18 protein-coding genes and 2 tRNA genes are annotated in these 26,870 nt (G+C 49.8%); 12 read left to right on the forward strand and 8 right to left on the reverse strand.

Annotated features, from left to right (window positions below):
• The first annotated feature begins 87 nt into the window (after positions 1 to 87).
• From ftsH to BRW83_RS04920, 9 genes are all read left to right on the forward strand, one after another.
• Positions 88 to 1,971: an ATP-dependent zinc metalloprotease FtsH gene (gene ftsH / locus BRW83_RS04880; RefSeq protein WP_005881075.1), complete on the forward strand. Its 1,884-nt coding sequence runs from the start codon at positions 88 to 90 to the stop codon at positions 1,969 to 1,971.
• Positions 1,972 to 2,039: 68 nt separating this feature from the next.
• Positions 2,040 to 2,876 (forward strand): dihydropteroate synthase, encoded by an 837-nt coding sequence (folP, locus tag BRW83_RS04885; protein WP_005881073.1) that lies wholly within the window; start codon positions 2,040 to 2,042, stop codon positions 2,874 to 2,876.
• 28 nt (positions 2,877 to 2,904) lie between these two features.
• On the forward strand, positions 2,905 to 4,251 hold the full coding sequence (gene glmM / locus BRW83_RS04890; protein ID WP_086131744.1) for a phosphoglucosamine mutase: 1,347 nt from the start codon (positions 2,905 to 2,907) through the stop codon (positions 4,249 to 4,251).
• 89 nt (positions 4,252 to 4,340) lie between these two features.
• Positions 4,341 to 4,417: transfer RNA gene (locus tag BRW83_RS04895), tRNA-Pro, on the forward strand.
• Positions 4,418 to 4,523: 106 nt separating this feature from the next.
• Positions 4,524 to 4,600, forward strand: a tRNA-Arg gene (locus BRW83_RS04900).
• A 378-nt stretch (positions 4,601 to 4,978) separates the two neighbouring features.
• Positions 4,979 to 7,297, forward strand: a complete 2,319-nt coding sequence (locus BRW83_RS04905; RefSeq protein ID WP_036603012.1) for a bifunctional diguanylate cyclase/phosphodiesterase — start codon at positions 4,979 to 4,981, stop codon at positions 7,295 to 7,297.
• Between the two features lie 692 nt (positions 7,298 to 7,989).
• Entirely contained in the window at positions 7,990 to 8,157 is a 168-nt protein-coding gene (locus tag BRW83_RS11660; RefSeq protein WP_005881068.1) for a hypothetical protein, read from the forward strand.
• Positions 8,158 to 8,645: 488 nt separating this feature from the next.
• On the forward strand, positions 8,646 to 10,097 hold the full coding sequence (locus BRW83_RS04915) for a tail fiber protein (protein ID WP_050757737.1): 1,452 nt from the start codon (positions 8,646 to 8,648) through the stop codon (positions 10,095 to 10,097).
• Positions 10,094 to 10,627: a DUF4376 domain-containing protein gene (locus BRW83_RS04920; protein WP_005881065.1), complete on the forward strand. Its 534-nt coding sequence runs from the start codon at positions 10,094 to 10,096 to the stop codon at positions 10,625 to 10,627. The genes BRW83_RS04915 and BRW83_RS04920 overlap by 4 nt, the downstream gene beginning before the upstream one ends.
• A gap of 284 nt (positions 10,628 to 10,911) precedes the next feature.
• On the opposite strand, the gene BRW83_RS04930 is transcribed toward BRW83_RS04920, so the two are convergent.
• The gene (locus BRW83_RS04930; RefSeq protein ID WP_145814989.1) at positions 10,912 to 11,538 is read right to left on the reverse strand and encodes a methyltransferase domain-containing protein; all 627 of its coding nucleotides are present in this window, start codon (positions 11,536 to 11,538) and stop codon (positions 10,912 to 10,914) included.
• Positions 11,539 to 11,560: 22 nt separating this feature from the next.
• Positions 11,561 to 13,009 (reverse strand): APC family permease, encoded by a 1,449-nt coding sequence (locus BRW83_RS04935; RefSeq protein ID WP_050757736.1) that lies wholly within the window; start codon positions 13,007 to 13,009, stop codon positions 11,561 to 11,563.
• Between the two features lie 310 nt (positions 13,010 to 13,319).
• On the opposite strand from BRW83_RS04935, the gene BRW83_RS04940 reads away from it, so the two are divergent.
• Entirely contained in the window at positions 13,320 to 13,748 is a 429-nt protein-coding gene (locus tag BRW83_RS04940; RefSeq protein ID WP_050757735.1) for a DsbC family protein, read from the forward strand.
• Between the two features lie 436 nt (positions 13,749 to 14,184).
• A complete protein-coding gene (locus tag BRW83_RS04945; RefSeq protein WP_005881052.1) occupies positions 14,185 to 18,417 on the forward strand; it encodes an autotransporter domain-containing protein in 4,233 nt (1,410 codons plus the stop codon).
• Between the two features lie 88 nt (positions 18,418 to 18,505).
• Here BRW83_RS04945 and BRW83_RS04950 read toward each other — a convergent pair whose 3' ends face one another.
• From BRW83_RS04950 to BRW83_RS04960, 3 genes are all read right to left on the reverse strand, one after another.
• Entirely contained in the window at positions 18,506 to 19,552 is a 1,047-nt protein-coding gene (locus tag BRW83_RS04950; protein ID WP_005881049.1) for a manganese-dependent inorganic pyrophosphatase, read from the reverse strand.
• 109 nt (positions 19,553 to 19,661) lie between these two features.
• Positions 19,662 to 19,970, reverse strand: coding sequence for a DUF1540 domain-containing protein (locus BRW83_RS04955; protein WP_005881047.1), 309 nt, complete (start codon positions 19,968 to 19,970; stop codon positions 19,662 to 19,664).
• A 37-nt stretch (positions 19,971 to 20,007) separates the two neighbouring features.
• Positions 20,008 to 20,571 (reverse strand): NADPH-dependent FMN reductase, encoded by a 564-nt coding sequence (locus BRW83_RS04960; RefSeq protein WP_005881045.1) that lies wholly within the window; start codon positions 20,569 to 20,571, stop codon positions 20,008 to 20,010.
• A 168-nt stretch (positions 20,572 to 20,739) separates the two neighbouring features.
• Here BRW83_RS04960 and BRW83_RS04965 point away from each other — a divergent pair, with 168 nt between their 5' ends.
• Entirely contained in the window at positions 20,740 to 21,819 is a 1,080-nt protein-coding gene (locus tag BRW83_RS04965; RefSeq protein ID WP_231284497.1) for an MBL fold metallo-hydrolase, read from the forward strand.
• A gap of 56 nt (positions 21,820 to 21,875) precedes the next feature.
• Here BRW83_RS04965 and BRW83_RS04970 read toward each other — a convergent pair whose 3' ends face one another.
• Genes BRW83_RS04970 through BRW83_RS04980 form a run of 3 tightly spaced genes read right to left on the reverse strand, consistent with a single transcriptional unit; the run spans position 21,876 to position 26,676 of the window.
• Entirely contained in the window at positions 21,876 to 23,015 is a 1,140-nt protein-coding gene (locus BRW83_RS04970) for an ABC transporter permease (RefSeq protein ID WP_005881041.1), read from the reverse strand.
• Positions 23,016 to 25,739 carry a ribosome-associated ATPase/putative transporter RbbA gene (gene rbbA / locus BRW83_RS04975; protein WP_005881039.1) on the reverse strand — a complete coding sequence of 908 codons (2,724 nt, stop codon included), beginning with the start codon at positions 25,737 to 25,739 and terminating at the stop codon, positions 23,016 to 23,018.
• Between the two features lies 1 nt (position 25,740).
• Positions 25,741 to 26,676 carry an HlyD family secretion protein gene (locus tag BRW83_RS04980; RefSeq protein ID WP_005881037.1) on the reverse strand — a complete coding sequence of 312 codons (936 nt, stop codon included), beginning with the start codon at positions 26,674 to 26,676 and terminating at the stop codon, positions 25,741 to 25,743.
• Positions 26,677 to 26,870 lie beyond the last annotated feature (194 nt).

Consider the following 26,870-nt stretch of genomic DNA (forward strand, 5'->3'; position numbering starts at 1 on the left):
TGATCTCTGTGGATGGCAGATGTCTGAAAATGAATGTAAAATTATCTATCTATCTGAAACTGACGCATGGGCGTCTGAGGAGTCTTTGTGAATAACATGTTTGTCAGGGTAGGCATCTGGGCTGCCATCATTATCGTACTTCTTACGACATTCAAACATTTTACAGACCGTAATGTTGGGGCCGGTGCCGTCGCTATCAACTATTCCCAGTTTCTTGACGAAGTCAAGGCCAGGAAAGTGAAGGATGTTGTCATCGAAGACCGGACAATTATCGCGACAACGGCGGATGGCAAGAAGGTCAAGACCGGGGTGACATACCTCGATCGCGGCCTGATCGGCGATCTGGTTGACAGCGGTGTCCAGTTCGACGTCAAGCCACCGGAAGAACCCTCATTCTGGTCCCAGATTTTCATTTCATGGTTCCCGATGCTCCTGTTGATCGGCGTGTGGATTTTCTTCATGCGCCAGATGCAGGGCGGCGGCAAGGGCGGTGCGTTTTCGTTCGGCAAGTCCAAGGCGCGCATGATCGATGAAAAGAGCAATACGGTTACGTTTACCGACGTTGCCGGTTGCGACGAAGCCAAGGAAGAAGTGATCGAAGTCGTCGACTTCCTGCGCGATCCGAACAAATTCCAGAAACTCGGTGGCCGTATTCCACGAGGCCTCTTGCTGGTCGGCCCTCCGGGTACCGGTAAAACCCTGCTGGCCCGTGCGATTGCCGGTGAAGCCAAGGTTCCGTTCTTCTCCATTTCCGGTTCGGATTTCGTTGAAATGTTCGTCGGTGTGGGTGCATCCCGCGTCCGTGACATGTTCGAAACGGCGAAAAAACATTCTCCATGCATTATTTTCATCGATGAAATCGATGCAGTCGGCCGTCATCGTGGGGCAGGCATGGGCGGCGGTAACGATGAGCGCGAACAGACTCTTAACCAGTTGCTCGTTGAAATGGACGGGTTCGAGCCGAATTCCGGTACGATCGTAGTCGCTGCGACGAACCGTTCAGACGTACTGGATAAAGCCTTGCTGCGTCCGGGCCGTTTCGACAGACAGGTTGTCGTCGGCTTGCCTGATATCCGTGGCCGTGAACAGATCCTGAACGTCCATATGCGCAAGGTACCGATTTCGCCTGACGTCAATGCCAGCGTTCTGGCTCGTGGTACTCCGGGCTTTTCCGGTGCCGATCTGGCCAATCTCGTGAATGAATCGGCCTTGTTTGCCGCCCGCCGCAACAAACGGCTGGTTGAAATGCAGGATTTCGAAGACGCCAAGGACAAGATCCTGATGGGACCTGAACGCAAATCCTTCGTCATGCGTGACGAGGAACGCGCCAACACGGCTTATCATGAATCCGGCCATGCCGTCGTCGCCAAGCTCTTGCCGAAAGCCGATCCGGTTCATAAAGTTACGATTATGCCGCGTGGTCATGCTCTTGGCCTGACATGGCAGTTGCCGGAACACGACCGCATCAATATGTACAAGGACAAGATGCTGGAAGAAATTTCCATTCTCTTTGGTGGTCGTATTGCTGAAGAAATCTTCATGCATCAGATGTCTACCGGTGCATCGAATGACTTCGAACGCGCAACGAAGCTTGCCCGTGCGATGGTGACCCGTTACGGTATGTCTGAGTCGCTGGGTACCATGGTGTACGAAGATACCGAACAGGATATGTTCTACGGTGGCCGTATGGCAGCTAAAACGGTTTCGGAAGCGACCCAGCAAAAAGTCGATAACGAAATCCGTGCCATTCTGGATCAGCAGTATGCGCTGGCTCGCAAATTGCTTGAAGAAAACCGCGACAAGGTTGAAAAAATGGCCCAGTTGCTGCTGGAATGGGAAACGCTCGATGCCGATCAGGTCAACGACATCATGGATGGTATCGATCCTCGTCCACCCAAATCGGCGCCACCTTCCCAGCCACCGAAGGATGAAGGCCCAGAGGTGACGGAAAGTGCGACGGCTCCGGTTTGATTGGCAGGTAAGCCTGATCAGAAAGGGTGAGCATAGTCTCGCCCTTTTTTTAATTCTGGAAAAATAATATGAAAGTTTTTCAATGCGGGTGTACCCGTTTTGCGCTGGAAGGTGATGGATATCGCCCCCTCGTGATGGGCATTCTGAATATCACGCCGGATTCCTTTTCGGATGGCGGCAAATATTTTTCCCTTTCTTCTGCTTTGAGACATGCAGAAGACATGATTGCCGATGGTGTCGATATTATCGATATCGGTGCAGAGTCGTCCCGGCCCGGTTCGGAACCCGTCCCGTTGCAGGAAGAGCTGGATCGGGTTATGCCGGTCATTGAGGCGCTGAAAGATTGTGGAAAGCCGCTTTCAATCGATACCTACAAACCGGAAGTCATGGCAGCAGCCATTGCCGCCGGTGCGGATATGATCAACGATATCTGCGGTTTCCAGTCTGAAGCGTCTTTAAAGGCGGTATTGGACAATTCGTGCGGCTTGTGCGTCATGCATATGCAAGGCAAACCGAAGACCATGCAGGACGATCCCCATTACGGGAATGTTACTGTGGAAGTAACGCAATTTCTGAGTGAACAGGTTAAACGCATGGAAAAGACCGGTATTGCAAAAGAACGTATTTGCATCGATCCGGGTTTTGGCTTTGGAAAAAGTCTTGAAGATAATATCATTCTGTTAAAGCACATCGATTTCATGCAGGAAAAACTGGATTTGCCTGTACTGGCTGGTTTGTCACGCAAATCCGTGGTGGCAAAACTGACCGGCAGGCCGGTTGAAAAAAGACTGGCAGGCAATCTGGCCATTGCCTTGTCTGCGGTAGAGCATGGTGCTGCCATTGTTCGGGTTCATGAAGTCGCTGAAACGGTCGATGCGCTTAAAGTCTGGATGGCGACTCGGTAAACAATACGTCAAACACTGAAAAGAAAAAATGAAACGTCAATATTTCGGAACGGATGGAGTGCGGGGGCAAGTCGGTCAAGCGCCGATTACGCCTGATTTTGTCATGCGCCTGGGGTATGCAGCAGGCAAGGTTTTGACACGGACGAGTCAATCTTCGGCCACGCCTGCCGTTCTTATCGGCAAGGACACCCGTATTTCCGGCTATATGCTCGAAGCTTCCCTGCAGGCCGGGCTATCCGCTGCCGGGGTTGACGTCATGTTGTCCGGCCCGATGCCGACACCTGCCGTTGCCTATCTGACGCGTGCCCTGCGGCTTTCCGCCGGTATCGTGATATCCGCTTCGCATAATCCCTATCAGGACAACGGGATCAAATTCTTTTCAGCGACAGGCAACAAACTGCCGGACGACATGGAGTATGAAATCGAATCCATGATCGACAAGCCAATGGAATGCGCCAGCCCGGAGTTTCTGGGCAAGGCGCGCAGGCTGGACGATGCGCAGGGCCGTTACATCGAATTCTGCAAAAGCACGTTTCCGTCCGATTACGATCTCCGAGGCATGAAAATCGTTGTCGATTGCGCTAATGGCGCTGCCTACAATACCGCTCCCTGCGTGTTTCATGAATTGGGAGCCGATGTCGTTTCCATCGGTGTTCAACCGAATGGTTTGAATATCAACGACCATTGTGGTGCGACATCGATCAACGCACTCGTTTCTGCTGTACTGGAAAACAAAGCCGATCTGGGTATCGCTCTGGATGGTGATGCCGACAGGCTGATTATGGTTGACGCGGAAGGGCAGGTCTATAACGGCGACCAGCTTTTATACCTGATCGCTAAAGACCGGATGGCTTACAGCGATTTAAAAGGTGTCGTCGGGACACTCATGACCAATATGGCAGTTGAAATCGCCTTGAAAGAAAGGGAAATCGACTTCGTTCGCGCCAATGTCGGTGACCGATACGTTCTGGAAGCCTTGCAGGAAAAAGGATGGCTGTTGGGAGGAGAAGGCTCAGGCCATCTGATCTGTCTGGACAAGCATACCACCGGAGACGGCATCGTTTCTTCCCTTCAGGTATTGGCGGCTCTGAGACGCCATAAAACGACGCTTCCGGCGTTTTTGAATGAACTGGCACTCTTTCCCCAGACGCTTGTCAACGTACGCGTCAAACCCGGTTTTAACTGGAAAGAGAACGATGCCATGCAGCAGGAAAAACAAAAGGTCGAAAAGGAACTGGGCGAGAAGGGCCGTGTATTGATCCGCCCATCCGGAACCGAACCTTTAATCCGGGTCATGGTCGAAACCGAAAACGAAAAAGATGCGCGTGACATGGCGGAAAGAATCGCCAGCAAATGTCTTGCAGGCGTTGCCTGAATGAAAATCGTCGTTTGTCGCCAACGAAATGAAAAAAGACGTAAAAGACGATTGACCTCCAGGGGGGAGATGGGTATTATTACGTTCTTCGGGGCGTAGCGCAGCCTGGTAGCGCAACTGGTTTGGGACCAGTGGGTCGGATGTTCGAATCATCTCGCCCCGACCAATTAAAGAAAAACAGGCTGTCTTTGGCAGCCTGTTTTTTTATTCAGGCCAAAGATTGTTTATAATGAAAGACGTATCGCGTTATAAACAAAATCTGTCGATCAAGTCTGCCCATAGCTCAGTTGGATAGAGCAACGGCCTTCTAAGCCGTAGGTCGCACGTTCGAATCGTGCTGGGCAGGCCAATTAAATCAGGCACTTATCTGAAATTATTCTCCCACCTTTTTCTAAAGTGAGAACAATTTGTTCTCACTTGACGGCAATACAGCTTCCTCTTTGTCCCTTCGATAGATAGCTGTTGTCTTGCTGTCTTTGTGGCCCGGAAACTTCTGGGCGTCACTGTGTGTTTCCGGATCAGAAGCTGCTTTTGTTCTCCTGTAACTTTCGCAAACCTTGATGGTTAGTGGAAGAGTTCGAATACTACTCAATAGGAAAAACTCAGCAAACTTTCCACATGGAAATAAACTATAATAAAGTTTGTTTCCTTTCTACGCGAACTTACAGGGACTTTTGAGCCTGTCATTGAAACAGTCCGTTCCATACGAGTAACAGCTTTTTCAAAATTGGCCAATCTTCATCAGATTCAAAAAGGTGCAGCATTGCTGAAAGAAAAGATAACAAGGCAGCTTGCATTGGCGATTGTGTTGCTGGCGACTGTGTTGATCAGCGTCAGTGCCTACTTCATTTACAGTACCAAAGACGATATCAAGCAGCAAAACAAGCAATACCTGAGTGAAATTGCCGTGCAAAATGCAGAGGTTATCAAAAATACCGTACGCATGGAGCTGGACAAGATTGAAGCTATCGCCAATATCATCGGCAGTCGTGAAAAATTCGATGTCGACTATGCTCTTGCTGTTCTGAAAGCTGAGAGTAAACGGCATTCGTTCAAGCGTCTGGCTTATGTTCCCTCTGATGGCAATGCCGTCACGACAGATGATGTATCTTTCAATGTGCTCGGGCGTAGCTATTACAAGAAAGCGCTGGCGGGTGAAAGCAATGTGTCGGACAGGCTCACAGACAAGATCGGCGGCAATTTTATCAATGTGTACGCAGTGCCGCTTTATCACAAAGGCCATATTTATGGCGTGATCATTGCGACAAAAGATACGAATGTGCTCTCCGAGCTGTTGAAACACAATTCTTTCGACGGTGAAGGGTTTTCCTACATCATCACAAAAGATGGTTCACCCGTCGTCAATACAGTACATAAAAACAGCCTGAGCAGTTTTGACAATCTCTTTGACTCGATGCGCAAAAATCATGTCGATGAAAACCTGATTGCGGAACTGAAAAGGAATATGGCCCTAAATAAGGGCGGCATCTTTGAAAACGACATGTCGGATGTTCCAAAGGTACTGGCCTACAGTAGCGTCGGTATCAATGACTGGTTCGTCATTTCTGTTGTTCCGAAGCAGGTGATTGCCCAAAATGCCGACCGGCTCATTAACCGTAACGTGACCAGTGCAGTCATCACGGTCATCGTAATGGGAGCGCTGATATTTTTCATCGTTGTCCAGAATTATAAAAACAGACGCAAGCTGGAACAGCTCGCTTATGTGGATTCGATTACCGGAGGAAACAATTTCAACAAGTTCAAACTGCTTGCTGCCGAAATGATCGCCCGCAATAAGGGCAAAAACCTTTATATGATCCGGATTGATATCGACAATTTCAAATTGTTGAACGATATGTATGGCTTCAGGGAGGGTGATGAAATTCTGGTTGGTATAAACCAGCTGTTGTCTCGAATGGATTCAGGCAGAGATCTCCATGCCAGATTGAGCGATGATAATTTCATCTGGCTCGTCAATTGCCTTACCGAAGAAGAAGCTGTCAGCAAGATACGCCAATTCAATGATGCGTTTCAGGGGACCATGAGTCAGGACCAGAAGGGATACAAGCTGGGCTTTACCTTTGGAGCGTACAAAATTCATCCGAAAAATATGGATGTGGACAAAATTATCGATCGGGCTGCAATGGCACATCAGAGTGCCAAGTTGTTACACGCTGATCCCAAAGTGGTTTTTTATGATGAAAAAATCCGTAATGACGCCATCAGAATCAAGACTATTGAAAATATGATGTATGACGCGCTGGCGAACAGGGAATTTGTCGTATATCTTCAGCCCAAATACAATGTCAGCACTTCAACCATTGAAGGAGCGGAAGCATTGGTCAGGTGGGTGCGTGATGGCAAAGTCATTCCCCCTTCTGAATTCATCTCCATATTCGAGCGTAATGGTTTTATCGTCAATATGGATATGTATGTGCTGGAGGAAGTGTGTCGCTTGCAGCGGAAATGGCTGGATATGGGCCTGAATCCTGTCCCCATTTCCATCAACCAGTCGAAGTCATTGGTGTACAGCAAGGATTATGTGGACAAATTATATGGCGTCATCACACGATACGATCTGCCGGCACGGTTAATCGAGGTGGAATTGCTTGAAACCATTATTCACGATAATGTAACTGAACTGATCAGCATTATCAGGCAGCTTCGCAGGATAGGTCTTCTGATCTGTATCGACGATTTCGGGAGCGGTTATTCTTCGCTGAACATGCTCAAGGATTTTGACGTGGATGTGCTCAAGATAGACCGGGAGTTCCTCAATAATGCCGAAATCAGTGAACGTGCCAAATATGTGTTGGCACAAATCATTACTTTGGCAAAAGGCCTCAAAATGATTGTCGTCACCGAAGGAGTCGAAACCGAAAAACAGGCCGGTTTGTTGAAAGAGCTGGAGTGCGATACAGCACAGGGTTTCTTTTATGCCAGACCGATGCCATGTGAGCAATTTGAAAAATTGTTATCAGTTCCAGGAGGGACACGAACGTTCGAATCATCTCGGGAAGATCAATTAAATCATGAGTTGACGTAGTTTCTGTTCCTGTTTTAGCTAGTGGTAAAAAAGTCCTTTTGTCATGGACAGATTTCAGTTGTCTTGTCTGGGATTATTTTTCCTGGTATTCCTGATACTAACCTGCATTAAATAATTTGATAATCTGAAAACGGGCCTCCTTCATTGAAGAGAGGTATTTTTTTAATAAGGAAAGATCAGGAACCGTTTTTTTTGTGGTGGATATCATTTGTCTGAATTTTTTTCGGAACTTCTGAGAGGGAAATTTTCGGTTTTGTTACTTTTTTTACTCATGGAATTCTCGATAAGTATCTTCATGTTTTTCTGATCTTCAGGAAACATTCTTTTTTGACCCTCGAATTTGCTCAATGGTTTAAAAATCATGTCTGTCAGTGATTCCCTGATTTTGGATGGCATATGTTATTGTTTTTCATATGGTTAGCGAAGCATAAGGCATATGTGGGGAACAGGTTTGAACTGCCTGAAAAACAGGCAATACCATAGCCTTCCCAGAGTGAAAATAAGAAAAATATGAACAATTATGTATAAAAAACGGTATTGTTGAAAATGAAGGATAAAGGTTTAATGAACTCGCTGCCTTTCGTGACGGTCTTCCCCATGAAAGGCAGTTTGAGTTCAACTTAACATTAATGGAGCGTTAGTATTAAAAATTTTATGGGAGATATCACACTTTAAAATTGAGGTACTAAACAATGTCAACTCAAACAACAACTCGTATAGTCGGTACGTTCATTCTGGCAATCGCTTTCTGTGTAACCGTCATGGGCGGCGCTGCTGATATGTCTTACGATATGGATTATTTCCATGGCGGCGATGTACAGGCAAGCACCGTACTGAACGTTAATGCCAATAATGCGTAAAGCTATGTGAAGTTACCCGCATCATTTATTGATGCGGGCCCCTGGGGGCAGATGTCTGTTATCCGGTTTCTGTCCCGCTTCAAAAATATTTTCCATTAACCTTCTGTTTCATTCTTTCCTTTCGCAGTTCACATCATCCGGATTTTTTGTCCGTTTTCCTTTTTGCTCTCTGCATTTTCTATTTCAAGACGTCTGTGAAGCAAACTTTTTTCCACATCAAAAACCGGTTTCTTTTCAGGATCAAGCATTATTAAATCCATTTCATGGTTGCAATTTAGTTGCAAAGAAGTTGTGACAGGGCTGACAGAAGAGTTTTTTTGCTTTAACTTCTCCTTCGTCGGGCAAGTTGCGCCCGTTTTTTGTGAATCAGACCTCCTTCATTCGAAGCGAGGTCTTTTTTTATGGAGAAAACGATGAGGTGAATGGAGTTGTCATTAAAAAGGTAAAAGGAACAGTCTGTTAAGTTGTCAAGTTAAGGAAATTAAAAAATGCCACAAAATGAATTCAAGCCTTTTGCGATTGCATCCAGTGCAGCCGTTCTTGAACAGTCAGAGTACGAAATGTCTCAAGTCTTGCGTGAAGGGTTTAAAAAGGGTCTGGCAAGGTCGGTCGAAGTGAACAAGGCGATCCGTCAGGCGTCCAGTATCGCGGCTGTTGTCGCGGAATTTGCTGCGGAAAAAAGCGGGAAGGACATGCTGGATAACGGGGATGTAGGTATCCTCAAGGAAAACTTTGAAACGGCCTTGAGCGCTGTTTCATCCCTGTTGATTGCCGAAGCACTGGGAACAGGTGATCTGTTGAGCGCTTCGTTTACACCGAAACTCAGGGAACTGAAAAACGGGACGCTGGTTCATGTTCGAGCCAAGGAAAAGAACCTGACTAAAATACCGGTATTCAAGGCGGATGAAACCGGGGAAAAAGTCATTGTCAAGGGAAACAACCTGAGTCTTGAGGAAGGGGATATCGCCGGAGCGGGGCATTGGCTGGAGTTGCAATACGATGAAGCCCTGGACAAATGGGTTTTGCAGAATCCGGCCAAAGGCATTACTCCGTCCAGTGGTGTACCGGTTGGCACCATTGAATATTTTGCGATGGTAACGTCTCCGGCAGGCTATCTGAAGGCCAACGGTGCGGCCGTAGGCAGGGAAACATATCCGGAACTTTATGCCACGATCGGTACAACGTTCGGGGAAGGAGATGGATCGAGTACGTTCAACCTGCCGGATCTGATCGACCGGTTTGCTCAGGGAAGCAATACACCGGGACAGAAGATTGAAGCGGGGTTGTCTGATCACAATCATACATTGCCACTTGCGCTTGAAGAAACAGGGACCGGATATGCCGCGCATGGTTCAAATATCTCATCAGGTACAACTGTTGGATATGCATCAGCATCCAATCCCATCTACGGCGCCTCCAATACCGTCCAGCCACCAGCCTTGACCTTGCTGCCCTGCATCAAAGCCTTTGATGCCGCCACCAATCCGGGACTGATCGATATTACCGGGCTGGCGCGGGAGATGGCGAATAAAACAGATGCTGCTGCCGCAGCCCATGCGGCCATGCCGTCAAATGTATATGAGGAACTGGGGGTGCCGGAGGGAACACTCTACGATGGCATCAACTATCAATCAGAACTCTTGACTATGCCGGCGGATGGTTATTTGTTTTGGTACCAGTTGTTCAAATCGAACGGCACCGACTACTTTACGTGCTGGATGGGTTTCTACAGATTTAAAGATGGTGTTATAACGCTTGGAAACAGCGATAGCATTGTTGGAGCCGGAAGCAACCAATGGATCGAGATGTATATGCCTGTTAGCAAAGGCGATCAGGTCAGACTACTGTGGGGGCCTTCCAGAAAAACAGAAGACGAGACTGGACTCACATCATTGAAGTTTATTTATGCAAATGGATCGGCACCGAAGGAGAGACAATGAAATACGGGATAGCGATAAACGGAAAATTCGCCCTCATCAATGAAGATGAAAACAGAATTCGGAAAACAATAACCCTGTGCATGCCACAGTATTCGGCAGCCCAGATCAAAACGTACGATGACAGCGAAGTCGAACAGGGTCATGACGGGAACTGGTACGAAAAAGGACATGCTCCGCAAAGACCGCTGGAAGAAATCAAGGTAGCAAAACTGATTGAACTGGGCACTGCATTTGAAAAAGCCTCCCAAACCGCTCATTGTCTCTCGTCAGCCGGTTTTGAAATCAACGCTGACGAGAAGGCGAACAGGAACATCGAAGGGTTGGTACTGGTTCTCAAACCGGAAGAAAGCACATTGTTTCGTTCATACGACAATAGTTTTCATAAAGTGACGAAAGAACAGTTGGAAATGATGAGGAAAGAAATCGCCGTCAATTCACAGCGGCTGTGTCAGATCAAGTGGCAGATTGAGGCCGCTATCGATGTTGCAGAAACTTTGGACGAACTGAATGCAATCAACGTCGCATTTTAGTTTGTCGTTGTTGAAGAGGGGAAGGCGATGGGAAGGTGGCTTGGCCAGATTCCGATAGCGATTGACCCGCTCGTCAACGTGTTTTTCTGCAGCTTGGCAAATGAAACGATTTCAAACATGGAATGGAGAAAACGAAACGGGGGCAACAGCGTACGGTTTTGTCTGTGTCTGACCGGACAAGAAGAAGGTATCAGTACGAACTGGTTACTGTTTCGACCTTCCTGTCACAAACTCCATGCAACAAAATAGTGTTTGTGACCGGAGCATAACAATGGTCAGGAATGTCAGGCATCAGTTCTGTCCGGTATCAGCGCGGCCTTTCGTTTCTGCTCTTCGGTAATCGTCCAGTAGTAGATCGTTTTGGTACCGACTTTTTCGATCTTCTCGGCTGGCCATTCGGGGCCCATGTCGGATTCGTTGGAGACGACGCGGGCACCGACTTTCAACTGTTTCCAGAGTATCGGACGCAGTTCGTAATTGATTGACTGGGGCAGGTAGAGCATGACGACGGTGGCGTCGGAAAAGTCGTCCTTGTAGAAATTACCCAGTTTGAATTCGGTCAGGTGTTCGACTCCGGCTGCCTTGGCGTTGGCTTTGGCTTCTTCAACCCGTTTGGGGTTGAGGTCAAGGCCGATGCCATGAGCACCGCGAAGTTTGGCTGCGGCAATGACGATGCGTCCGTCGCCGCATCCCAGATCGTAAACGAGATCGTCCTTATTGACATCAGCCAGTTTGACCATGCCGTCCGCCGTTTCAGGCCAGGTGGCGATGAATCCGGCATCGAGTTCAGGCCCCATCATTTCATCAAGTCCGAACTGGTTTTTGGCGGTGACGATGACAATGATCGGGATGAGTACGGCGACAAATACAAAGGCGGCGATTGTCAGACTGGTGCGTTTGGGCGAACTCATGAAATGCGATTCTCCTTGAAATTTAATCTGAAGTGACGGTGTCAGCCTGTTTTTGATCGGGGGCGATCCGATTGATCAGTAGCAGAAGCATGACTCCGATCAATAATACCGCAACACCGATCCAGGCGGCATTGATGCCACCGAGTGACTGATCGTATACGTATGAAAGGCTGGACCATAGCATATAGGTGCAGGTTGCGCAGAAAATCAGGGGGACGAGCGGATAGAGCGGTACCTTGAAGGGGCGTGGCGTTTGGGGTTCACGGATCCTGAGCACGAACAGGGAAATCCCCGCCAGCAGGAAAAATATCCAGAAGACCGGTGCAGTGAATTCGACCATGGATTTGAACCCGCTGCCTATCCATCCTCCCAATACGACGAGCAGTAATGACGCGATGCACTGTACCCACAAGGCATTCGCGGGTGTATCGCGTGCAGTATCCCATATGCCGAGTTTGTGCAGCAAGGGCCAGTCACGTCCCATGGCGTAACTGGTGCGGGCGCCGACAATGATGGTGGCGTTGATCGAGGTGAGGGCGGAAATGGCGATCATCAGGGAAATGATTTTTTGGGCGGCAGGGCCGAAAGCGATTTGCATCAGGTCGGCTGCGATGGCGTGGGAGCGCATCATGCCGTGAAAGCCCAGCCCCTGCCAGTAAGCCCATGTCATGAGAATGTAGAGCGTGGTGATGATCAGGATGGAAAAGGTCAGGGCTTTGACCATGTTGCGATGGCTGCCTTTCATTTCTGCGCTGATGTACGCTGCTTCGTTCCAGCCGCCGAAAGTCAGCAACACGAATACCATTGCCAGCCCGAAGCTGGAACTGAACGAAGACGGTTCAGGCAAAGCGTTGACGACAGGCGCAGTGGTGTCACCGGATGAGCCTGTCGCAAAGAGATAGATGGACGTTGCTACAATGGCCAGCAGGCAGATGACCTGGAGGGTCGTGAAAAAGGTCTGGGTCGCCATGCCGGAACGGACGTTTTTCAGGTTGACCCATGAAAGGATCAGGATGACGCCGATGGCGTATACAGTCGTGCCTGAACCGGAACCGGACCAGTCCAGAGAAACGACCTGGTTCATGTAATCGCCGAAAACGAAAGACAGGAGTGCGATCGAGCCGGTAGTGATGACGGAAAGCCGTGCCCAGCCGAACAGGAAAGAAACGGAACGTCCGTAAGCCCTGTGCAGGAAGTAATAATCGCCACCGGCATTCGGGTATGCCGTCGCCAGTTCGGCATAGCACAGGGCACCGATCAGGGAAACGACGCCTCCGGCGATCCATGCGAGAAACATGGAAGTCGTATCGCCTGTCATGCTGGCGACAACGGCCGGGGTCTTGAAGATACCGGCGCCGATAACGATGCCGACTATCAATGTGATGGCTTCGCGCAAACCGAAAGTACGACGCGGCAAACCGGATTCTGCCGTTGTGGCCGTATTGTTCTGGCTTGCTGTTGGTCGGGACATTGTCAGGCTGTTTTTATGGCTGGAAGGTGGATAAAAATACCGTGCAAAATGAAATCGCTCTATTGTGAGTGAAAGTCGCCGGTTTCTCAATATCCCTGTTCAATTTGATTATTCTCCCGTTGAAGAAAAATGCGCCTGTTGCTTTTATTTTCCGTCATATGCGACTAATCATCGAACGGACAGTTTTCCATTTTTTTGTGTGAGATCACGCGTTTCATTCCCGATTTCCCTAAGCTTTTCATTCTGCTGCCTTTGTATCCGGTACGACTTCGGGCACATTTTTATCAATGAAAGAGAAAGAAGGCCACACATGGAAAAAATCGGTTTGCCTAAAGAGCTGGCTATCAAAATCGTCAAGGGTGACGGCAAACGGGTGATTGCCGTTTTTGCCGATCCGAATTGTCATTATTGCCAGCAGTTCGAAGATGGATTACGTCAGGTCGATAACATTACGATTTACGTTTTTCCCTACAATATCCTGTCGGTCGATTCGATGTATCTGTCACACGCGATCTGGTGCTCTCCCGATCCTGCAAAAGCATGGGACGACTGGATGGTAGAAAGAAAGCGACCACCTGCAGCCAAGCCCGGTTGCGCTTTTCCCAACGATGACATTCTGAAACTGGGAGAAGAACTGCAGATACGGGCGACACCAACGATTTATTTTGCCGACGGTACCCGTGAAGAAGGGTCCATTCCACCAGAAGCGCTGGAAGAAAAGCTGGATTCGATCAAGTGATGAACAAAGCGTTCGATTGATCTGGCCTGATCGATTTCAGTAAAAATTCAAAACAGTTGTATTTAAAAGCCGGACAGTTTTCTGTCCGGCTTTTTTTGTTATTTGTCTTTCGGTGTTTAATTTTTTTAAGTTGGCTCTTCATTAATTAAACATTAAGTGGTTGCATTTTTCATTCTGCTTTTCCGGTTACGAAAATCGACGGGCAGAAATTTTATATTCTTTAAGGCTAAATTGTTGTATTTTGGAAATAAATATTTTTATATTGTTGATATATATAATAATTTTATTTTGCAATAAATGTTGCCTAAAAGCAATATTTTAAATAAGATTGCGTATATAAAGGGCGGATTGATTGTTTATAAATGTTTATTATTTTATTGATGAGATATGGGATTCTGGTAGTTGAACCGGAATATAAGTTCCATCGGGAGGCAATATGAATCGTTGTTATCAAATTATATGGAGTAAAACCCGTTTTGCCAGGGTAGTCGTTTCTGAACTTGCCCGTACCCGTGGAAAAAAAGGGGGCACGGCAAGAAAAGACCTTGTTAAATCAGGACAGGCGCTGTTGCTTTCCCTGTCTCTGGCAGGATTGGGGGCGAATGTGGCACTTGCCGAGCCAGCCAATATCGTCTTGATCAATGGCGGCGTTGTCGAAACCGGAGGCAATTATGTTCAGGTTTCAGAGGATCGCAAAATATTCAATGTCCAGAATTCTGCCGATTTCAGCAATAATCACTTTTCCAGTAATACCACCTGGAACAGTCCTTCTGCCGGAACGCTCACGGCAATTCTGAAATCGGATGAAACGCTAAATGTCAGTAATGCCGTCTTCGATAATAACAGGGTTACGGCTGGTCCCGGAGTAGTGGGTAACCCCAAGGCTGGCGGCATTAATGTCTCCGGTGGATCAGTGAATCTGAGCAATGTAAAGATTACGAGCAACTCGTCCTACAGTGAAGATCTGATGGGAAGTACCAATGGGACGTATGGAGGTGCATTGGGCGTTACCGGATCAAAAACAGTATTGAACAATGTCACGATTTCCAATACGACAGCGGGCAGTAACATGCAGGTACAGGGAGCCGGTTTTTATCAGTCTGGTGGCACTCTTTATGCCGATGGCTTGCATGTCAACAATAACACCGCGAGTCAGGACAGGAATGCGTCTGTTGCCGGGACAGGGGTTTCTCTTTGGGGAATAACGTCCGGTATGATTATCAACTCTTCGTTTGATAACAATACTGGAATACTGCTTGAAACGGACAAACCGGCCAAGGGGGAAGAGGACACTCATGATGTGCTTGGTGGCGGAATTCATATCCGAAACAGTCCCTGGAATACAAGTGAAAAAAATGTCATCACCATTACGAACTCCAGCATTTCCGGAAATTCCATCAACAGTGCCGCTGCCGCTGACGTTATCAAGGACTCGGAATGGGATACGGCAAGAGGAGGTGGTTTATATGTCAAATCCGATGACGCAAGTCATCCTCTGTCGGTGACATTGAACGACGTCAGTTTCAATAACAATACGGCGACGTCCAGTACAGGAAAGAATGTGAATGCCTATGCCTATGGCGGTGCAGTGATGAACCGTTATGCAGATCTGACATTCAACATCAGTCAGGACATGTCCTATACCGGAAACAGTGTTCACGGCGAAAACGCCAAAGGCGGTTTTCTTTATCTGGAATCCACCGGCAGCATGGCTGCCAAAGCCACTTTCAATGTTGCAACCGGAAAAACCCTGACTGTCGGGAATGACCCTTTATCGCTTGAAACCAAAAACGATTCAACCGATTCCATTGCGGGTACAGCAAACAGCTGGCTGGTCAAGACGGGTGGCGGCAATATGATCGTTAACGGCCAGCTTGACAAATATGAAGGCAATGTCCAGATCGATGGAGGTTTGCTGGCATTGAAGAACGTGAATTCGACCCTGACTATCGGCAGTGGCAGTTCACTTCTTGTCAACAATGGAAAACTGGACGTATCTGCGGGTCATCTTGCTGTTTCGACAGATGCCGCGAAATTTGAAGTCGGCAAACTGGGCGCTATCACAGCCAGATATGATGATTTTTCGGAAGTCACCAAAAAGGTCGATAAGACTCTGGACAATAATGGTGTGCTGTCGCTGTCTGGTGATTTTAGCGGTTCTCTAATGAGCCTGACGGATTATCAGAACAAGATCAGCGCACTGCAAAATGTGTCCGGACACGGTTCCGTCCAGTTGGCCGGTGTGACGATTCAGGTTCAGCAGGATACGCCAGTCAAACTGGATGATCTTTCCGGTATTCATGCGACGGAAGTACAGGCAACGGCAAGTGCGGGTTCTGACAACACTGTCGATCTGAATACAGGAAAAAATACCGGTGTAGCCGCGTTGCAGGTCGAAAACGCCGCTACAGACAGGGATCTCAAACTCAATACCAAAAACAGCGTGCTGACACTGGCCGGATCAAATAGTGGCGGCCAGCTGGTTACGGGAAAAGATGGTGCCGAGGTCAATACTGTCATTACCGGCAGTGTCGTGCTGGGCGATGTCACCGGCGATGCAGGCAAGAAAACAAACGGTACTTTAAACGGCAGCGTTTCAGGTTCCGTTGCCGTGGCAAATGGTGAATTCAATGTGACTCAGGGGATTGAGGCCGGTGCCGGTAATGAAGTCAATGTGGGAGGTAATGCCGCCTTGAATACGTCCACCGTCAAATTGAATGGAACGGCCCAAATGGGGGTGACAGGAACATTGACTACACAAAATCTGGTTGCTAGCGCCGATACAATGATCGCAGTCGGTTCCGGTGTGAGTGCAGGCAAACTGGTGGTCGATCAGGCTGACCTGAAAGGAGCCAGCATTGTTCTGGATCCTGTCTGGACAGGAACGGGTGCCGACACGATCATGAATGCGTCTCATCTGGCATTGAACAGTTTTGCCGGTAATGGCGATATTAACGGCCTCATCACGGTAGGCCAGAATTCCCTGGCCGTTCTGGGTGATACGACGGTCGATAATGCTATCGTTTCTTTCAACAAGTCCGTTTATCAATGGGGTGGAAATACAGGGCAGGTCAGTGCTGCGCTGGCTTTGTGGAAGCCGTTTACACTCGATAAAGACTTTGGAGGAATTACTGTTGACGGGGCTGCAGTCTCCAATCAGGCTGTGAAGGGCGAAGTAACGTTTGCCAATAATTCCCTGTTCATGGTAAACGGCAGCGAACTGAAGCAGAATTCGCCAATACTATCTGCGGGATCTGGCGGTGGAACATTCAATTTGGGTACGAATGCAGGTGACAAGGTTAATTTCCTTGTCTCGGGCGGCCAGAGCGGGACTTATCAGGTCATCGGTGATTTCACCCTTAATGAAAATGGGGAGTTGATCACCAAATCCGATACGGCTCTTTTGACGGCCAAAAGTGACATTGTCGGAAATGACTGGACGGTTACCCTGACCCAGAATAATGCCGAACTGGCGTTTCCTTTGCTGAAAAGCAGCACGGCAAACATGATCAACCGGATGGTTGCCGTCATGGGCGCGGATGTGGATTCAGCGAATGCCGGAGTGAAGTTCATCAGTCGTGCGACCAGTGACAGTTTCGTCGGATCGAACGATATCCGGCTTGCCGCCGCAACGATCGATGGAGCGGCGCGCCTGAATGCGACGGCAGCGATTGCCGATACGCTGTATTCCGTTTCAACGGCAAATACGAATGCCATTTATGACCGCTTCAGTGGTGCGAACGATCAGGTCAGGGCATCTTACAAGGATGCCAATGGCCAGTGGCGTCAGGAAAAAACCGGTATGCTGGCCGATGGTGCTAGCGTCTGGTTCACGCCGCTTTATCTGTATAACGACGTGTCAGGCATGAAGGCAGGTAATTTCAGCAACAGTTACCAGAGCAGTCTGGGTGGCATGACTCTCGGTGGCGACTATACTGTAACCGGCAAGGATAACGCGAAGTGGCGCTCAGGCGCTGCGGTTTCGGTCGGTACGGGGGACGTCAAGAGCAGGGGCGATTTCAACAAGACGAAAAACGATGTCGATTTCTGGGGAATCAGGCTGTATTCGGGCTGGACGAAAGACAATCTGTCCGTGATCGGTTCATTGGGATACAGTCGCAGCAAGAACGATATCACTCAGGAGTTGCCGTCTTCCATGCAAATGGGCAGTCTTTCCGCTGATACACATGCGAGCGCATGGGATGTGGGCGTGAAAGGGGAATATCGCTTCGAAACGCCAAATGTCGATGTGATCCCTTATGCAGGGGTTCATTACACGCATCTCAAGACCAACGGTTTCGACGTGACGAATGCAGGCCAGACGGTTTTCAACATGGAAAGCGATACCCAGAATATATGGAGCTTCCCGCTGGGCGTGGCGTTTGAGAAAAATCTCAAATCACAAAATGGCTGGATGGTGAAACCGAAAGCATCCGTCGGTATTATTGCCGCAGCAGGTGATCTGAAAGCCCGATCAGTTGCGAGAATACCGGGGCTGGATGCAGCTTCAAGTCTCTCAACTGAAGTGGTTGATTCCATTACGTTTGCCGGTGGTCTGGGAATTTCGGCGTCGAAAGGCAATGCGACTTTCGGTTTGACTTACGGCATTCAGGCTTCAGAAAACCGGACGGGGCAGGCGGCAGCCGTCTCTTTCCGGTACAAGTTCTGATAGTCTGTTGCCTCTGTGTCCGGTCGGACACTGGAATCAAAAAAACCGGGGATTGCCCGGTTTTTTTGATCTCAAATGCTGGATCAGCTTATTTCCTGAATGCTTTTTCCAGATCGGGAATGAGCTGTTTTTTCCGGCTCATGACACCCGGAAGCTTCATTTCGTCATTGACGATTTTTTTCGAAAAGGCATTCTCGATCAGTTGGGGATTGTCGGAGACAACCAGCAGGGTGGTATTGCCCTGCATGATGTCTGTCAGCATGAACAGGACAGACTGGCTATGCGTTTTTTCCTTCATATCTTTCATGGCAGAAAGAAAACCGGCTTTGCGTTTCAGGGCAGGCGTAGAATCGGTCATTTCAAGCTGGGCGATCCCGATTTTCTGGCCGTTCATATTGAATTCCTTGTAATCTCTCTGAAGCAGTTCCATGCTGCCCTTCTGGCTAATGTCGGATTTGATGGCAAAGAGTTTCATGCCAAGCGCCGCTATGTCGTCAACTCCTGCAATTTTTGCCAGTGCATTTGCCGATTCAAGGTCTTTGTCAGTGGCTGTCGCCGATCTGAATATGACGGTATCCGAGAGAATGGCGCCCAGCATGATGCCGGCAATGTCTTTTGGAACCGGGATGCCGTAGTAGGTGTACACCTGATACAGAACGGTGGCTGTGCTTCCGTAGGGCAGTATCCATGCTTCCAGCGGGGAACTGGACGTAACGTTACCGAGTTTGTGGTGGTCTGCAATGAATACCAGATTGGCCTTGTCGAAACCGGCAGGGGCTTGTGGGGTATCGGTAAAGTCGACGATGGCGATATTTCTGTTGGCAACATTGCCGACGAGTTCGGGTGCCGGAACCGAAAACCGTTCAAGGACGTATTTTGTTTCGGGATTCAACGGCCCTTGTGTCATGGGAACGGCGGACTTGCCCAGTTGATTCAACAGGTGCGACAGGGCGATGGCGGAAGCGGTCGAATCGGTATCCGGGTTGCTGTGTCCGGTGACGAGAATGGGTTCTCTGGCAACGGTGTTTTCGGCATAAGCCGCCGGATTTGAAAAGAGAAGGCCTGTAGCCAGAATGAATGTACTGAACAGGCAGATGAAAAGGCGCGCCTTTGTGAGAGTGGAAGTGTTGTGCATGATGCCCTTTAAACGGGTTCAATAATAATGGGGAGATTATAGGGGCAACACATGACGTTTATATGAAAAAAGCCGTGCATTGCACGGCTTTTTTGACATTCAGGCAGGATTACTGGTGAACGTATGTCTGGCAGCTGGCCTTGGTATTGTTGAACCCGACGATGATTTCATCGGCCATGCATTCGTAGTCGTCATTGAATTTGCAGTCCGCTACCTTGCAGGCACCGACGCCGGAAACCCGTCCCACTGATTTGGCGTGGGCAGAGATGTCAGGGACGGCGAAGAAGGTATCGCAACCCGGATTGTTTTCATCGCCGACGGTGATGGCGCGCGCATGGCAGCCCATGTCTTTATTGAAGCCACAGGCCTGCGCGGTACAGGCCTTGACCTGCGGCATGATGATTTCGATATGTTTCATAATCTTTCTCCTGACTCAGTTTGAATGTGTGAATGGATTATTCGTCCTCGCGAAGGGGCTTTAATGCATTTCCCCATGAAATGACCTGTGCAAGCATGTTGTTGACGGTTTTTTCATGTCGTGGATTAGGCTTGAATACGGTCAGTTTTTCGAAGTCTTCAAAGAGAGACAACATGACTTCCGCCCTGACGTCGGCGATCATCAGCGCTCCCATCAGGATGCGGAGCTGTTCGATGGCACGGATAGCGCCCATCGAACCATAGCCGACAAATCCTGCCGATTTGTTGTTCCATTCGAAAAACAGGTAGTCGATCGCGTTTTTCAGTGAGGCAGGCGGGGAGTGATTGTATTCGGGGGTGACGAATACAAAACCGTCGAACGAGTCGATTTTCTCGGCCCATTTTTTTGTATGGTCCTGCGTATATTGCCCGGATGACGCGGGTTGGGGCTCGTCCAGAAGAGGCAGGTTGTAGTCCTTGATATCGACCAGTTCCACTTCAATATCCGTGCGTTGCCGGGCGATTTCATAGATCCATTTTGCGACCGCTTCCCCGTTGCGGCCCGGGCGGGTACTTCCGATAATGATGGCAAGCCTGAACATGTTGCACCTTTCTTTCCGTTACAAGAAACGGTTTTTCAACCATACTGTCATCAGCTTATTTCTTTTTTTTGAACGACTGTTTCAGTTTTCGCAAATAATGGTCAAAATTATCCGATAATAAGACCCTTTGGCGAGTCGATCATTTCCAGTTTATAGACAGGAGGAAACATGCAGGACAAGAAGATGCCGTTCAGACAGAAACTGGGCGCTGTGTTGTTGTTGGCGGCTTTCGGGTTTTGTGCCAATGTCATGGCACAAGGGATGGCCGTTGCACCGTCAACACCGGCTACGGCTGATCAGAATGCGACGGGGCAGCAGACGGCTGCAGCTCCTGAACAACCCGCGAAACCCCAGCCACCGGCAATGGTCAAAACGCAGGTTCCAGGATATTACCGGACGATGGTTGGCCAGTTCGAAGTGACGGCTCTTTTTGACGGTGTTTTTGAATTCCATCCGGAATTGTTGAAAAATGCGGACAAGCAGGAAATCGACAAGGCCCTGACGCACCATTATGGAAAATTGACCGGTATCCAGTCGGCAGTGAATGCTTATCTCATCAATACAGGCGACCACCTTGTATTGGTCGATGCGGGAGCGGGCCAGCTTTTCAGCGAAGACAAGCAGGGACACATGATGGAAAACCTGAAGGCCTCCGGATATCAGCCTGAACAGGTGGATACGATTGTGATGACCCATCTGCATGGCGACCACACCGGCGGTCTCTCCAACAAGGAAGGCAGCCTCTTGTTCCCGAATGCGATGGTGTACGCCAACAAGCTTGAAAACGAATACTGGCTTTCCGAACAGGTGGCTGCCGCTGCGCCACCGGAAAAGCAGATGTTTTTCAAACTGGCTCGTGAATCGGCTGTCCCCTATCTGTCTGCTGAAAAATGGAAACCCATTGAACCGGGCGCGGAAATCGTACCGGGAATCAAGGCCGTTGCAGCCTACGGCCATACACCGGGCCATACGGCTTTTCAGGTATCGTCCGATGGGCAGCAATTGCTGATCTGGGGCGATATCATTCATAGCCATGCCATCCAGTTCAATCGTCCGGACGTTGCCATTGAATACGATTCCGATTCCACGAAGGCTGTCATGACCAGAAAGAATCTGTTGAAAGAAGTTTCAGACAAAGGTGAACTGGTTGCCGGTATGCATTTGCCTTTCCCGGGGTTGGGATACGTCAGAAGCGAAGGTAACGGCAAGTACAGCTGGGTGCCAGTTGAATATACACCGATTAAATAAATCGGCGAAATGGATAAATCCTGCCAGTCGAAAGATGGCAGGATTTTTTTTGAGTCTTAACCGCCCTGAACGACGGACTTTCTGAAACGTGCCAGTGCGGCGAAGAAGAATACGATCCCGATCAGCGCCATTGCGAGGAATTCAGGCCAGACGATGGAGAATCCGGCTCCCCGGTACAGGATGGATTGGGCCAGCCGGACAAAGTAGGTGGTCGGTGCGAATTGCATAACGTTCTGGACCCATACCGGCATACTTTCCTGCGGTGTCGTTCCGCCTGAAAGCATTTGCAGCGGGATGATGGTCAAAAAGATCAACAGGCCAAGCTGGGGCATCGACCGGGCAAGTGTCCCAAGGAAAATACCAATGGAAGCCGCAGAGAACAAATAAACGGCTGCCGCCCCGATAAACAGGGCGATCGATCCGGCAATCGGGACGCCAAGGGCGATCTTGATCACAAAAATGAGGGCGAACGAGGCCCCTATCAGCACGGCCAGACCGTTTGCCCAGATTTTGGAAATCATGATTTCAGTCGCTCCCAGCGGCATCGCCAGAAGATGCTCCAGTGTCCCGTGCTCCCGCTCCCGGATATAGGCGGCGCCGACAAGAATGATGGTCAGCATGTTGACGTTGTTGATGACTTCCATCACGCCACCGAACCAGAAACCGGTCAGGTTCGGGTTGAAGCGGACATGCGTGACCAGATCGATAGGCGGCGCTGACGAGGTATCCGTCGTCCTGTTCAGGTATTCGGCAATCTCCCGCTCGAAAATGCTTTGTATGTAACCGGAACCGATAAAGGCCTGACTCATCACGGTTGCGTCGATATTCAGCTGGATCTTCGGGCTGCGTCCGGCTTGCATGTCTTTCTGGAAACTGGGCGGTATGATGACGGCAAAAGAATAGTAGCCGCGGTCAAGCGCTTCATCCATGTCTTTCAACGAAATGACATCCGGTTTTTTGAAGAAAGGCTGGGTCAGCGAGCCGATCAGGCGTTGCGACAGCTGGGAATGGTCTTCATCGACAATGGCGACCGGTGCGTTATGCAGTTCCTGCGATACGCCTTTGGCAGCGCTGTAAATGCCTCCCGTGAATGCCCAGATGATCAGAAACAGCAATACCTTGTCTGCCCAGAGACTGTTGAGTTCCTTGACGCCCAGACGGTAGATGTTGCTGAGATGTATTCTGAATTTCGACATTTATTTCTCCTGTTTGGGCAAGAACAGCCAGGCAAGGAATGTCAGGGCCGGTATGAAAAGAGCCAGCGAGATGAGCGGCCCCATCAGGTCGGAAAAGCCCAGTGCCTTGGTGAATACGCCACGGGAGAGGATAAGGAAATAGGTGGCAGGGAAAAATTGCCCGATCCAGTAGGCACCGCCTTCAAGTGAACCGACGGGTGTGGTCAGCCCTGAAAACTGGGCGGTTGGAAGCATGGTCAGGATGGCCGTGCCGAACAGGGCGGAAATCTGGGTATTGGTGAACGTCGAAATGACGAGTCCGAGTCCTGTCGTTGCCGTGACGTAAAGAAGGGCACCGACTGTCAGGGCAAGAAAACTGCCTTTTAACGGCACATGGAAGAAAAATACGGCACACCCAACCATCAGGAAATAACTGATCATGGAGAGAACAATATAGGGAAGCTGTTTTCCGACCAGAAATTCGAATTTGGTGACAGGGGTGACGTACAGGTTGGTAATCGAGCCCAGTTCCTTTTCACGCACGATACCCAGCGCCATCAGGATGGCGGGAATCAGCATCAGCAACAGGGGGATAATGGCCGGAACCATGGCGTAAAGGCTCTTGAAATCCTGATTGTACCGGTATCGGAGTTCCAGACTGGACGAGGCTGTCTTGCCGGAACCGCTTGTCTCGCTTGCCAGTTGTTGCAGGTATTTCGAGTGAAGACCCTGAACATATCCCTTGATGGTTTCGCCACGGTAAGGCATCGCGCCATCCACCCAGGCTCCAATTTGCGGATTTTTCCCCTGCGTCAGGTCACGGCCGAAGCCCGACGGGATTTCAATGGCAACGCTGATTTTGCCGCTTTCCATCCGTTTTTCAAGATCCTTGCTGTCTTTCAGGGCAGGTTGTTCGATAAAGTATCGTGAGCCGGCAATATTGTGTATGTAATCACGCGATTGCGGCGTCTGGTCATAGTCCAGTACGGCGAATTTCAGGTTTTCCACGTCCATCGAAATACCGCCGCCGAGAACGAAGAAGAGCAGGATGCTGCCCAGTATGGCGAAACCGAGCCGGATAGGGTCGCGCCGCAGTTCCAGCATTTCACGCGATGCGTAAGCCAGAAGACGCCTCAAACTGAAGTAAGGCGATTCTTCTTCGTGTTTTTCAGGCTCGAGTTCAACCTCTTCACTGAACGTTGATTTTTCTGATCCGGAAGCTTCTTCGAGGTATTCGATGAAGGCCTGTTCCAGCGTTTCGGCGTGTTTGCTTTCCTGCAGTTCTTTCGGTTTGCCGCTGGCAAGCACCTTCCCGGCGTGCATCAGGGAAATGCGGTCGCAACGTTCCGCTTCATTCATGAAGTGGGTCGAGATGAAAATGGTCACATTCTGTTCGCGAGACATCTCGATCAAAAGCTGCCAGAAATCGTCCCGTGCAACCGGATCGACACCGGAAGTCGGTTCATCCAGAATCAGCAGTTTCGGATTGTGCACCACGGCGACGGCCAGTGACAGGCGTTGGCGGATACCAAGAGGCAGCTCGGCAGCTGCAGAATGCAGATAGGCTTCCAGACCGAAACGGTCGACCAGACTTTTGACGCGTCCGGGGATTTCCTGTTTCGGAAGATGGAAAAGATGGGCATGCAGTTCCAGATTCTGCAATACGGTCAATTCACCATAGAGCGAGAATGCCTGCGACATGTAGCCGACGTCTTTGCGGCTCTCGATATTTTTGGCGTCGACCGGTTTGCCGAAGGTCATGGCCGATCCCGACGTCGGAGGCAAGAGCCCGGTCAGCATCTTCATGGTCGTGGTCTTGCCGCAGCCGTTCGAACCGAGGAAGCCGAAAATTTCGCCCTGTGGAATCTTGAAGCTGACGTGATCGACAGCGACGAAATCGCCGAATTGCTGGGTCAGGCCGTCCGCTTCGATGGCATATACCTGATTTTCTTCTTCCTTTAGTGGCGGAATGACCAGTTCATGATAATTTTCGCGGCGTTCTTCAGGCAGCAGCTGGATGAAGGCACGTTCGAGCGTGTCCTTGCCGGTTTTCTGCATCATTTCTTCGGCTGTGCCGGTCGCCAGTATCTTGCCGCCATACATGGCAGCGAGCCAGTCGAACTGTGCCGCTTCTTCCATATAGGCGGTCGCCACAATCACGCTCATTTGCGGGCGGCGTTTGCGGATGGAATCGATCAGTTCCCAGAATTGTCGGCGCGACAACGGGTCGACGCCGGTGGTCGGTTCGTCAAGGATCAGCAAATCAGGGTCATGAACCAGCGAACAGCACAGGCCCAGTTTCTGTTTCATGCCGCCGGAGAGTTTCCCCGCAGGCCGATCCAGAAAAGGATGAAGGCCAGTCGCTTCCGTCAGTTCATTGATGCGCCGGTCGCGTTCCTCGAAATCCTGACCGAACAGCCGGGCGAAAAAGTCGATGTTTTCCCGTACGGAAAGGGTTGGATACAGGTTCTTGCCCAAACCCTGCGGCATGTAGGCGACACGAGGGAGAAGGGCATTGCGGATTTTGGTATCGGAAATATCCTCGTCAAGGACTTCGATATGGCCTTTCTGGATCTTCTTGGCACAGGAAACGAGCGACAGCAGGGATGATTTGCCCACGCCGTCAGGACCGATCAGGCCCACCATGCAGCCCCCTGGAATGTCCAGGGTAACGTCATCAAGCGCCAGAACATCTCCATACTGGAGAGTGACGCCTTCGAGTTTCGCTGCAATGAGCCCGTTCATATCACTTTACCTGAAGGTTGGCGGGCCAGACAGCATCCGGGTTGGTCTTGACCCAGCCGATACCCGGCATGCCCGGTTTGGCGATCGTCGCATTTTGTGCCAGCCAGTCCGGATCGACTTTCAGCTTGACGCGGAACATGAATTTTTCGCGTTCGTCTTTGGTTTCGACTTCTTTCGGGGTGAACTGGTTTTTCGGGGAAACGTAGGTGACCTTGCAGGGAATAGGCATATCCGGCAACGCGTCCAGCAGAATCCTGGCATCGCTTCCCAGCTGGACATTTCCGGAATCGGCAGCGGAAAGGTAGATGTACATATAGACGTCATTCAGGTCAAGCATCGAAAAGACACGACCACCGGCAGGCAGGACTTCACCCGGTTCGGCGAGACGGTAGAGAATACGGCCGTTGACAGGGGATTTCAGCGTCAGATCGTTCAGGTTGGCTTGGAGGGACGCCACTTTGGCATCCGCTTCGGCAACACGACTCTTTGCGGCAGCAAGACTGGCATTGGCCGTTCTCATGGCGCTGACATCCTTGTCGAGCTGGGCTGCTGAAATGAAACCTTTCTTGATCAGTTCCTGGGTACGTCTTAAGGTGACACCGGCCAGTTCCTGCTGGCTCATCGCACTTTTTACGTCTTCACGTGCCTGTTCGGCGACAGCCTGTGCCGCCTTGATATCGGCTTTCAGGGGAATATCGTCGAGCTGTGCGGCGACTTCATCGACTTTGAGATCGGCCCCTTCACGGAAAAAGACTTCGGTCAGTTTGCCCTGGACTTTGGTTGAGACGGCTGTTTCCGTCGCTTCGAGGCGGCCATTGCCGGAAGCAAGGCCTTCAGGGCCGGCAGACGGTTTCAGAAAGTACCATGCAACAGCTGCGACGATCGCAGCGAGCACAATGATGATGATCAGTTTCTTGTTGCGTAAAAGGGCTGACATTGTTTAGCTCCCGGGGATGGCTAAAATATGAGACGGTTAAATAAACGAACACGACGTACAATTAGGGAGATTATATCCAGTTATTCTCCATGAGCGTTTATTTTCACCAGACTTTTTGGATGACGAAACGTTTCTTTGGGGCAATGTGACGACAGTTTTCGTCATAATGAGTAAAATTACGTTCTTCTAGAAAA

Origin of the sequence: Oxalobacter formigenes, from assembly GCF_002127965.1 — a bacterium.
Classification (GTDB): Bacteria; Pseudomonadota; Gammaproteobacteria; order Burkholderiales; family Burkholderiaceae_D; genus Oxalobacter; species Oxalobacter formigenes.